This is a genomic window from Nocardiopsis sp. TNDT3, assembly GCF_003427465.1.
In the GTDB taxonomy this organism is placed as follows: Bacteria; Actinomycetota; Actinomycetes; order Streptosporangiales; family Streptosporangiaceae; genus Nocardiopsis; species Nocardiopsis dassonvillei.
The window spans coordinates 1-9866 of sequence record NZ_QPFC01000983.1 but is presented as its reverse complement, the minus strand read 5'-3'; the positions used below and the strand labels follow the sequence as shown (position 1 = coordinate 9866).

The window sequence follows — 9866 nt, the reverse complement described above, 5'->3', positions numbered from 1 at the left end:
CCGGCGCCGCCGCCGCAGTGGTGCCGGTCCTCCAGCTCGGCACCGCACTCGCCCCCGCCGTCGGGATCCTGGCCGCCCTCCCGGCCGCCGCCGGAACCGCAGCGGCCGCTCTGGGGCCGCTCGCGGTAGCGCTGTCGGGGGTTGGTGAAGCGCTCGGCGCCGCGATCACTGGTGATACCGAGGCGCTGTCCGAGGCGATGGAGGACCTCTCCCCGGCCGCGCGCGCCGTCGTACAGTCGGTGGCTGACCTGGCGCCTGGCCTGGCCCGTCTGCGCTCCCAGGTCCAGGAGGGGTTCTTCCGGCCCCTGGTGGAGCCCGCCCGCGAACTCGGCGAGCGGCTGCTGCCCGTGCTCGGGCGCGGCATGACCCGGGTGTCTATGGCTCTGGGCGAGGGCGCTGCCGACCTGGCTGCGTTCGTCGGCCAGGCCCGCACCCTGACCGCTGTGGACCGGCTGTTCGCCTCCACCGCCCGATCGGTGCAGCACGCCTCGGGTGTGCTGCCCGGTCTGCTCTCCGGGCTCCGCGACCTGGGCGTCGTTGGGCTCCCCTACATCGAGCAGGCCGCCGCTGCCGCCTCCGATGCCGCCGAGGGCTTCGCACGGTGGGCCGCGTCCGCCGCCGAGTCCGGGCGAGCCGCGGAGTGGATCGAGAACGCGGTCGACATCTTCACCGAGCTGGGCGACATCGCCGAGAACGTGGGCGGGATCGTCGGGTCGATCTTCAGCGCCGCCGGGGACGGCGGGCTGCTGGCCACGATCGAGCGCCTGACGGGCGCTCTCGATGACTTCTTCAACACGGCCGAGGGCGGCGCTGCCCTTGAGGGCGTCTTCGAGGGCCTGGCCGACGTCGGTGAGGCCCTCGGCCCCGTGCTCACCTCCCTGGCCAGTGGGATCGGCACCCTGGCGCCCACCGTCGGGCGGCTCGCCACCGCCTTCGGTCCGATCTTGACCCGCGCGATCGACGGCCTGGTGCCCGCTCTGGCCGAGCTGGAGCCCGGTCTGATGTCGATCCTCCAGGGCTTGGGCCTGGCCGTGGACGCCCTGGTGGAGTCCGGCGCCCTGGAGGAGATGGGCGGGGCTCTGTCCGCGATCCTCATCGCTCTGTCGCCGCTGCTGCCGGTGCTCGGCCAGCTCGCCGGGGTTCTGGCCGGGGCGCTCGCCGAGGCGCTGATCGCGGTCGCTCCGGGCCTGGCGCTGATCGCTACCGAACTGGCCGAGAACCTCGCGCCCGTTTTGCCCCAGCTCAGTGAGAGTTTCGGCGATTTGGTGGAGGCGCTGGCTCCGCTGATCCCGCCGCTGGTGGAGGCGCTGCTGCCAGTGCTGGAGCTGCTACCTCCGATGATCGTCAACATCTCCGAGCAGATGACGGCCTGGGCGGACGTGCTCTCCGACCTGGAGCCCGAGATCACCGTGATCATCGGCGCCATCGGTCTGCTGATCGAGTGGGCGGTGCGGCTCGCCGCCTGGTGGATCGAGCTGGCGACCACGTTCGTGCTGTGGTCGGCCGAGATGAGCCAGCGGGCCCGCGACGCCCTACGCGAAATCGGCAGCGAGATCGGCGACTTCAGCCGCGGGGCGTTCGCACGCGCGGACGGCATCCGCCGCTACCTGTCGGTGGCAGCGAACGCCACAGCCACCCTGGTCTTGAGTGCGTTCTCCCGGATGGTGTCCGGCGGCCGCACCCGCCTCCAGAACCTGGTGACCGTCGCCTCCCGGATCCCCTACGCGATCCAGGTCGCAGTCGGCCACCTGGGCAACCTGCTCTACCAGGCGGGCCGCAACGTCGTCTCGGGCCTGATGAACGGCATCGCGTCGCGCATGCCGTTCCTACGGGCACAGGTGTCGGGCCTGGCGTCCACGATCCGCGCGTACCTGCCGTTCAGCCCGGCCAAGGTCGGCCCCCTGAGGCAGTACCCGCCGGACCAGGCGGGCGAGACCATCGCCCAGATGATCGCTGACGGCCTGGAGCGCGGACGGCGCATCGTCGCGGACGCCACCAGCAGCGTCGCCGGGGCCGCGGTCATGGGCCCCAACCTGCGCGACAGCGACTTCGACTTCAGCGCGAGCCAGATGTCGGAGGCCGAGGAGACGCGCATGGCCCGGGTGCTGGAGGCACTTCGGGAACTACGCGACCAGGACATCGTCGTCCAGGTCGACAGCCAGGAGATCGCGCGGGCGACCGCGCGCGGAGAGCGCCAGCTGGCGCGAAGGTAAGGAGAGCAGTATGGCGTCGAGCTTCAGTGTCCTGGCACGCGACCCGGCCGTGCAGGCCGCCGCCGCGGCAGCCGTCGAGGTGTCCCTGCACAGCGCCGAGCCGGACGGGACCGGATCCAACGAGATCGTGGGCACCACCCGCCAGCCGGTCACCTGGGGTACACCCGCGTCCGGCATCGTCACCGCCACCGCCGAACCCGAATTCGACGTGCCCGGCGGGAACTGGGTGCGCTGGTGCGGGCTCTGGGACAGCACCGGCGCGTGGGTGGGCGGCATCGAGCTGGACACCAAGGTCGAATACCCCGCCGACGGCACGTACACGATCAGCCCGCTGCGCCTGCACGCGGAGAACTTCGTCACCGCATAGAAGGGGGGCGACGTGGCCATCATCTGGCAGAACACCTTCGACGGCCTACCCGGCGTCCCCGTCACCGTCAGCAATTCCTCCGGCTACGGTGACCCCATCTCAGCAGTGTCGGGATCGGTCGACTACTCCCTGACCTGGACCGCGCACGGCCGTGCGTCCGTGCGCCTGGGAACCGCTGACGGCACCGGGGCGGACAACGGCGAGGGCGGCATGACCGTTACCGTGCCGCCCACCAGCCCGTGGTCGCTGCGCCTGTACCTCTACCGGTCCACGGAGACCATCGGCTACTGCTACGGCTACCTGGGCGGCACCTACCTGTGGCAGTTCGATCCGGAGTTCGCGACCTACGAGATCGGCGGCCAGGACGTCACCGAGCACAGTGCGAACCTGTCAGATCGCCCCATCCGGATCGAGGCTGCCACCAGCGACGGAACTTCGTTCAGCATCCGCGTCTGGTGGACCGACCCGCACAGCACAGGAGCGCCGGACTGGTCCAGCGCGACCATCCTCGATGCCGCCCCTCTCGACACGCTGGACCTGCTGGCCGGAGGATTTGGGTATCCACCCGCCTACGTGGACGAGATAGCCATCGCCGGGGGCGAATGGATCGGGCCCGTCCCCCAACCCCCGTCCGAGACCGGCGCGGGCGACGGCCGCCTCCTCATCCGAGGCACTGCTGACGAATGGGCATCCGGGTACGCCCCCGCCATCGGACGCCTGGCCATCCGAGGCACCGCCGACGGATGGCCAGCCCAGCAGGGACCTGGCGACGGCCGCCTGGTCCTGCGTGGCACTGCCGACGGCATGGCCGGTCCCACCGTGGCCACCGCCCCGCCGGTGGAGGACATGTGGCTGGGCCCGCTCGGGATGCTGCACCGCATGGACGAGCGGGGCGCGTGGGAGCGCATCCCTGCCCTGGGCGTGTCCACCCATGTGTCCCTGCACGGACAGGTCACCGCGTCCCGGGCCCGGTGGGCGCCGCGCGCGACGTCCCTGACGTGGGACCGGCTCACCCCAGCGGACGCCGACGCCCTGACCGAGCTGGCGCTGCTGCATGCGCGCGCCGACTCCGCCATCGCGGTCATCGACCCCGACGCGGCGAACTTACTCGCGCCGGAGCAGAGCAGGGGGCGGCCGCTCGCCGGGGCGACCCCGGCAGCGACCGAGGACCTGTACCGCATCGACGGTTCCGGGGTCGTTGCGGTGGGCCTGGTGGCAGGAGTGCGTCACGCCTGCGTCCAGAACGTCCAGGCGGGCGATGACCTGACCTGGTTGCACCCCTACTACGGCACGCGCGGATGGCCGATCATGCCGGGCTGGCCCGCCTACCTGCGCGCCGACACCACCGGCGGCGCGGCCGCCAGCGCTGGGCGGCTGTGGCTGACCTTCCGCGACTGGACCGGGGCCGTCATCTCCTCAGCGGCCGGACTGCCCGGCAGCGGGACGTGCGAGGCGGACGCGCCCGCTGGTGCCGTCACCGTCACCCCGCACCTGGTGTTCACCTCGCCCCTGTCCGGGCTGCGCCTGATCGGCGAAGCGTCCCTGTCCTACGCCCCGCCCGAGGAGGGCGCCCGGCCGTTGGGCAACGGGGCGCCGGTCTACGCCGCGGTCGGCCTGGTCGACACCCCGGCCCTGCCACACCGCACCCTGTCCCTACAGCTCCAGGAGGTGAGGTCGCTTGCGGTCCGGTAGCTCCGAACTCGTTGCTGCGCTTGAGGCCGGGCAGCGCACCTACGACGTGCAGGTGCGTCTCGGCGGCCACGATGTCACCTCCGAGGTCACCTCCTGGTCCGTGGACCGCGGATCCGACACGTCCCTGCCCGCCCAGGTCGCCACGCCTACTGGGTCCTCCGCTGCGGAGGCACAGGTCACTCTGGCTGGGACCGGTGAGCAGACCGCCGCCGCCCGGTACAGCCCGTGGGCGCCCCGTGCCACCGCCGACATCGCCCGCCCCGGGCAGAGCTGCGTACTGGAGTGGGGGCTCGCGGAGGAGCGAATGCAGGCCCTGCGAGGGCGAATCCGCCGGGTGTCCGCCACTGCCCGCACCGGTACCGCCGACGTGACCGCGCTGGACGCCTCCGAGCTGATGCGCGGCCGGGCGTGGCTGCCGCCCGGGGTCGAATGGGATGGTGGGTACCTGTACACCCAGTGGGTGGTGGACCACGCACTGAGGATGTCGGGGATCTACGCCAGCCCGCCTGCTCGTGAGGGATCGGTCTTCTTCGCCAGCCTGAACGGGGGCAGGCAGGCCAACCTGGGCATGCTCGTCTCTACCGGCCAGCTCGGCCGCTACTACCCGTCCCGGTCACCGTGGACCGCAGGCCCGTCGGTCAACGAGGACGGCCCCAACGAGTACAGCGAGTGGAGCGCGACCTACGCCCCGCAGAAGCGCGTGCTGAGTCAGGCCAACAGCTTGATGGTGGAGTGGTGGATCTACCGGCGCGACACGGGCGACAACCCCACCTCGCAGGTGCAGCTGGTCTTCGCCGACCGCCCCACCCAGGAGGCGGGCCGCCAGGAAACCGCGGTCACCGTCTCCTACGATCCCGCCACCCGGCAGCTGCGCGCCCAGGTCAACAACGGGTCTCTGGCGTGGACCGTGCCCGCCAGCGCCAACCAGAGCGGACGCTTCAAGGTGGCCTTCTTGATCGGGCTGACGACCACTTCCTCCCCGGTTACCGTCCGAGGGTGGCTGTACCAGCCCAGCGGGGCGCTGTACTCCACGCCCACCACCTACTCCGGATCGTCGCCGGTCTGGGGCGTGCTGGACACCGTCACCGTCACGGGCACGGGTCCGATGGAGTGCGTGGGCGTCGCCCCTGTGAGCGGCACGATCGAGGTGGTGCAGGCGTGGCGGCGCGGTGCCGTCATCGACATCATCGGCCCCGGCGGAACCGGCTCGATGTACTACCGGCTCGACGCCCTGCCCGATGTCAGCGGCACCTGGTGGGACCTGATCAAACAGATCGCCTCCGACCAGATGGGATTCGTGTGGTTCGACGAGGACGGCGTCCTACGCTTTCGCCGCTACGACTACCTCACCCCGGGCAGTGCGCTCCTTCCCGACCCGGACTTGACGGTGACCGCAGCTCGCGATATCGCCGACCTCTCCGTCACAGAGGAGATCGACTCGGTCCGCAACCGCATCGAGGTCGGGTACAGCCCACACGAGAGAAGGGGCAGCACCCAAGACCAGCTGTACGACTTCACGACCGCGACCGTCGTGGGCTCTGGTGTGGTGACGACGCCGCTGCGCTTCGACCTCCAGGGGCGCCCCTGGAGCCTGCGCTGCCCGATGACCTTCGCGGGCAACACGAAGCCCGTCGGCCACCCGGGGAGCCTGGTGAAGTTCGTGACCGCCAGCGGGGCCCGCGCCCCAGTGGAGGTCGAGCTGACCTGGACATCGGGGTACCCGGAGCTGACCTACCACAACAGGGGTGCAAGCGTCGCCTACGCCGCCCTGTCCGGAGCGGACCTGGGGGCACCGTCCCTGCGCCTGGCGCACGCGGAGATCGACACCCCCCGCGCCCAGCCGATCGGCCGCCAGAACCTGGCGAGCATCAGCCGGTACGGCACCCAGCTCTTGGAGATCGGCGCCAGCCCGTGGGTGCAGAACGGGGTCTGGGCCGACCAGCTCGGCCTCGCCTTGGTGGCATGGACGGCCTGGCCCGTGCCGCTCACGGGCGCCGTAGAGATCCTGCCCGACCCACGGATTCAGCTGGGCGACGTCATCCGGATCGTGGACCGCGCCGGCACGCGGATCGACGGCCTGTACCGCGTGCTCGGGTACGCCGTCCGCGGCTCCGGCACGTCGGTGCAGATGACGCTGGACGTGCGCCCGCTGTCCAGGCCTGCGCTGCCCGAAGACGCCGGGCTGACCACTGAACCCGCACTGGACCCGGCCGTGGCCGAGCCGCTGCCCGGATAGGAGGCCTACGTGGAGCACGCCGAGATCGTGCCCGAGGAGAGCATCACCGACCCTTCCCACCCGCAGTGGACGCCACCGGAAGGGAACAAAGTGGAGGTTCCCGACCCGGGAGCTGGAGTGGTGGAAGACGGATGAGCCCTACGGAGGAGGGAGGCACGACCCTGGCTGACGTGCGGCGCGTGGTCGAAGTCGGGCTGACCGCAGCGAATGGGCGCCTGGACGTGATCATCGAGCGCCTGGAGCAGCAGGACAAGCGGGCCGACCAGCATGCCGCCCAGCTCGCCACGCTCGACACCCGGCTCGATGAGGTCGAGAGGGCCGCCGTAACCCGGGAGGACATGGACGCGCGGAGCCGTCGCACGATCAGCATCGTCGCCCTGGTCGTGACCGGCATCGGCATCCTGGTCGGCACGTTGACCACCGTGATCATCACGCTGACCACCTGACCTAAACCACGCCCCGGTTTCATGCCGGGGCTTTCGCATGCCTGGAGGCATCCACCCATGGCCAACATCGTCCTGGTCCCACGCGAGGACTGGGCGCACCGACAGATCCGAGACTCTGCGTTCGCCAACGTCGGCCGCACCCGCGGCGTGAAGTTCCACTACACCGGCGGCCCCCTGTCCACGAAGGTCGTCACCGACCACGACGAGTGCCTGCGCAGGATGCGCGGGTTCGTGGACGGCCACCTCGCCCAGGGGTGGACCTGGGGCGGCTACAACGGCTGCGTGTGCGGCCACAAGGACAGCCGCGGCCGGTACCTGCTGCACGAGTGGCGGGGCATCGGCAAACTGCCCGCCGCCAACGGGCCGGGGCTCAACTCCCAGCACCAGGCGATCCTGATCCTGGTCGGCAGCAGCGGCCACACCGAGCCCACCGAGGACCAGGTCGCCGCCTCCCGGGAGGCCGCCGAGTACGTCCGCGACCGTGGCCACGGCAACGAGATCCGTGGCCACCGCGACGGCTACGCCACGTCGTGCCCGGGTGAGCCGCTGTACCGGCTGCTCCGCGCGGGCAAGCTCACCCCCGGCGCCAGCGGAGGCGGCTCCGGAGACTCCTCCGGCGGGGGTTCCTCGGCGCCGCGCCCGGCGCGTCCCGGTGAGGCGCCGCCCTACGCGTTCCCGCTCCAGCGGGGGCACTGGTTCGGGCCGCCGCACAGCGACCCCCGTAACCACTCTGGCTACCACTGGGCGTCCGACCGGCCGCACGTCCGCGCGATCCAGCAGCGGCTGGCCGACCGCGGGTGGGCGATCACCATCGACGCCCGGTACGGGCCCAACACGGCCGAGACGGTCCGCCTCTTCCAGCGGGAGAAGGGACTCGTCGCCGACGGCCTGACCGGCGCGGCCACCTGGCCCGTGCTGTGGACCGCTCCCATCACCTGAACGGAGACATCATCATGACGCACGCCGCTTCTTCCCCGACCCCGGGCAGCCGCGCCGAGGTTCACCAGGACGCCCGCTCGCGCGGCTGGCGGACGCTCGGCCAGACCGCGATCGGCTCCGGCGTGGCCGGCCTGCTCTTGGTGGTCACCAGCGTGCTGACCGACCTGCTCTCCGCTGGGGAGGCTGTCACCGTGGCCGCGCTGGTGCAGGCGCTCGTGCCGCCGGTGGCCGCGTACCTGTGGCGCTGGTGGGAGGGCCGCCAGTCCCGCCCCGCGTAGCCTCGGCGCGCGGACGCCCCGCTCCACCGTCACGGTGGAGCGGGGCGCTCTTCTTATGTTCGCGGCCACCGTGTGCTGTCGTTCTCGGCGTCGATGAGCCGGTTGAGCATCATGGTGACCAGAGCTCGGTAGCCGGGAGGCAGGGAAGCGAGCCACTGTTCGTCGTCAGTAGCTTCTCCGTCGGTGACTTCGCCATCAGCGGGTTCCACTCCCGAGGGTGTACCCCGCCACAGGAATCGTCACCCATAGCTAAAGGACATCACCTTAAGTCACGGACAGATGGAAAGGGTCGCCTCTGCACAGCGGCAGAGGCGACCCTTGTGCCGAGGGGCCCGTCACCGACGGTGCGAGGTCTCCAGTCCCGCACGCGCCGTCATCCAGCCGAGTCCCTCACCAATCGCATCATGCCCTATCTCGGGTAAATGTGCGACCGAAAATAGTGCTTCTGCACGTCCTTGCCCCAGACCCATCTGTACCCACTGAGCCTGATTCAAAAGGCATCGAACGATACCAGTTACCGAAAGAACGTTTCCGAACGTTTTCGAACACACGAGAACACCCCAGCTCCCACCTTGGCACCTTCCGGTCTCTAGTGACTTGGCTCCCTATAACACCCAGACATGGACATAATCCAAAAAGATCAGTGTGAACAGGGAGAGTCTTGATGTACTTTGCTCCCATCGGCCCGTCAGTCACGTCCCTACCTGCATGAGGCGTCTCCAAGTACTCGCCGCACTCATGCACCAAGGAGGGGTTAGGTGACCATCACGCCGATGATGAAATTCCTTCATGAAAGGTCCCTCGTGACCGCTTTTCTTTTCTTGGACTCCAAGTCCAGCCGTGTCCTCATCGTGGTGGCCGTGGTCGTCATCGCCTTCGTACTGCACTATCAGGGCCAGGAGCTCGCGACCGCCCTGCTGCTGGCCACCGCCTTGATCGGAGCCGCCGTGGACATCGCGAACCGGGCTGTTTTGCGGGAGGTGCGCTGATGGATCGGCGTATCCCCCGTCAGGGGCCTTGGTATGTAGTCCAAGCCCATGTGGCGCCGCGCAACATCCGCATGGACCGAGACGGCAACCTGTGGGGCGAAGTCCCCGTCACCCTTATCCAGAACTCGCCCCGACCCGACGGCAAGACCTATGCCTGGTCGGCCGAAGAGAGGGCCTTCCTGCCAGCGCGCTTCGTGCCCGAGATCCCCGAGGACCTGCCGGGCGACCCTCTGAAGCCGGACCCGCTGAAGGCGAAAACCGTCGCGGAGTTTGTGGACACCATGCGCCGGTACCGGCGGTGGGCAGGGAATCCGTCGTATCGGGAGATGGCGGACCGTGTAGGGGTCAGGTCTTCGTCTCGCTTCTGTGAGGCGCTCAAGGCCAACAAGCTGCCCACGTTCTCTCTGCTGAACGCCTTCGTCGTGTCGCTGGAGGGTACCTCTGCGGACTTCCAGCGCTGGGCTGCGTCCTGGAGGGCGTTGGAGGGTGAGGTAGGTGGAGGACCGCAGCAGCTTTCGCTTCCTTCCGGGGAGGAGAACGTCTGAGTGAACGGCCCCGCCTCTCCCGCTCGGGAGAGGCGGGGCGCCCTTTCGTGTAGGCGGGACCGCAGTTGCACATCTTCTTCCCCCTGCGGTCCCGCTGGCCACCGCGCGCGCCCCCTACGCGCGGGTGGCCGTCTGGAGCCCGCGCGCCCGGGACGGAACTC

At 70.0% G+C, this 9866-nt stretch carries 10 protein-coding genes; 9 read left to right on the top strand and 1 reads right to left on the bottom strand.

Annotated elements, in window-relative coordinates; all coding sequences use genetic code 11:
• The 7 genes from DQW06_RS22595 to DQW06_RS22565 all read left to right on the top strand — a co-directional run.
• Window positions 1-2213 (top strand): hypothetical protein (locus tag DQW06_RS22595; RefSeq protein WP_198662520.1); only part of this gene is annotated, 2213 nt, incomplete at its 5' end.
• A gap of 10 nt (window positions 2214-2223) precedes the next feature.
• Entirely contained in the window at window positions 2224-2580 is a 357-nt protein-coding gene (locus DQW06_RS22590) for a hypothetical protein (RefSeq protein WP_117199267.1), read from the top strand.
• A 12-nt stretch (window positions 2581-2592) separates the two neighbouring features.
• Window positions 2593-4272: a hypothetical protein gene (locus tag DQW06_RS22585; protein WP_117199266.1), complete on the top strand. Its 1680-nt coding sequence runs from the start codon at window positions 2593-2595 to the stop codon at window positions 4270-4272.
• Window positions 4259-6508 carry a hypothetical protein gene (locus DQW06_RS22580; RefSeq protein ID WP_117199265.1) on the top strand — a complete coding sequence of 750 codons (2250 nt, stop codon included), beginning with the start codon at window positions 4259-4261 and terminating at the stop codon, window positions 6506-6508. The genes DQW06_RS22585 and DQW06_RS22580 overlap by 14 nt, the downstream gene beginning before the upstream one ends.
• Window positions 6509-6639: 131 nt before the next feature.
• The gene (locus DQW06_RS22575) at window positions 6640-6954 is read left to right on the top strand and encodes a hypothetical protein (protein ID WP_117199264.1); all 315 of its coding nucleotides are present in this window, start codon (window positions 6640-6642) and stop codon (window positions 6952-6954) included.
• 57 nt (window positions 6955-7011) lie between these two features.
• Window positions 7012-7893 (top strand): peptidoglycan-binding domain-containing protein, encoded by an 882-nt coding sequence (locus DQW06_RS22570; protein ID WP_157983569.1) that lies wholly within the window; start codon window positions 7012-7014, stop codon window positions 7891-7893.
• Between the two features lie 14 nt (window positions 7894-7907).
• Window positions 7908-8171: a hypothetical protein gene (locus DQW06_RS22565; protein WP_117199262.1), complete on the top strand. Its 264-nt coding sequence runs from the start codon at window positions 7908-7910 to the stop codon at window positions 8169-8171.
• 53 nt (window positions 8172-8224) lie between these two features.
• Here the strand turns inward: DQW06_RS22565 and DQW06_RS29000 are convergent, their stop codons facing one another.
• On the bottom strand, window positions 8225-8380 hold the full coding sequence (locus tag DQW06_RS29000; RefSeq protein WP_157983568.1) for a hypothetical protein: 156 nt from the start codon (window positions 8378-8380) through the stop codon (window positions 8225-8227).
• 549 nt (window positions 8381-8929) lie between these two features.
• Here DQW06_RS29000 and DQW06_RS22560 point away from each other — a divergent pair.
• Both DQW06_RS22560 and DQW06_RS22555 read left to right on the top strand, forming a co-directional pair.
• Entirely contained in the window at window positions 8930-9160 is a 231-nt protein-coding gene (locus DQW06_RS22560) for a hypothetical protein (RefSeq protein ID WP_232833121.1), read from the top strand.
• The gene (locus DQW06_RS22555; protein WP_117199261.1) at window positions 9160-9705 is read left to right on the top strand and encodes a hypothetical protein; all 546 of its coding nucleotides are present in this window, start codon (window positions 9160-9162) and stop codon (window positions 9703-9705) included. Before DQW06_RS22560 ends, DQW06_RS22555 begins: the two co-directional genes overlap by 1 nt.
• Window positions 9706-9866 lie beyond the last annotated feature (161 nt).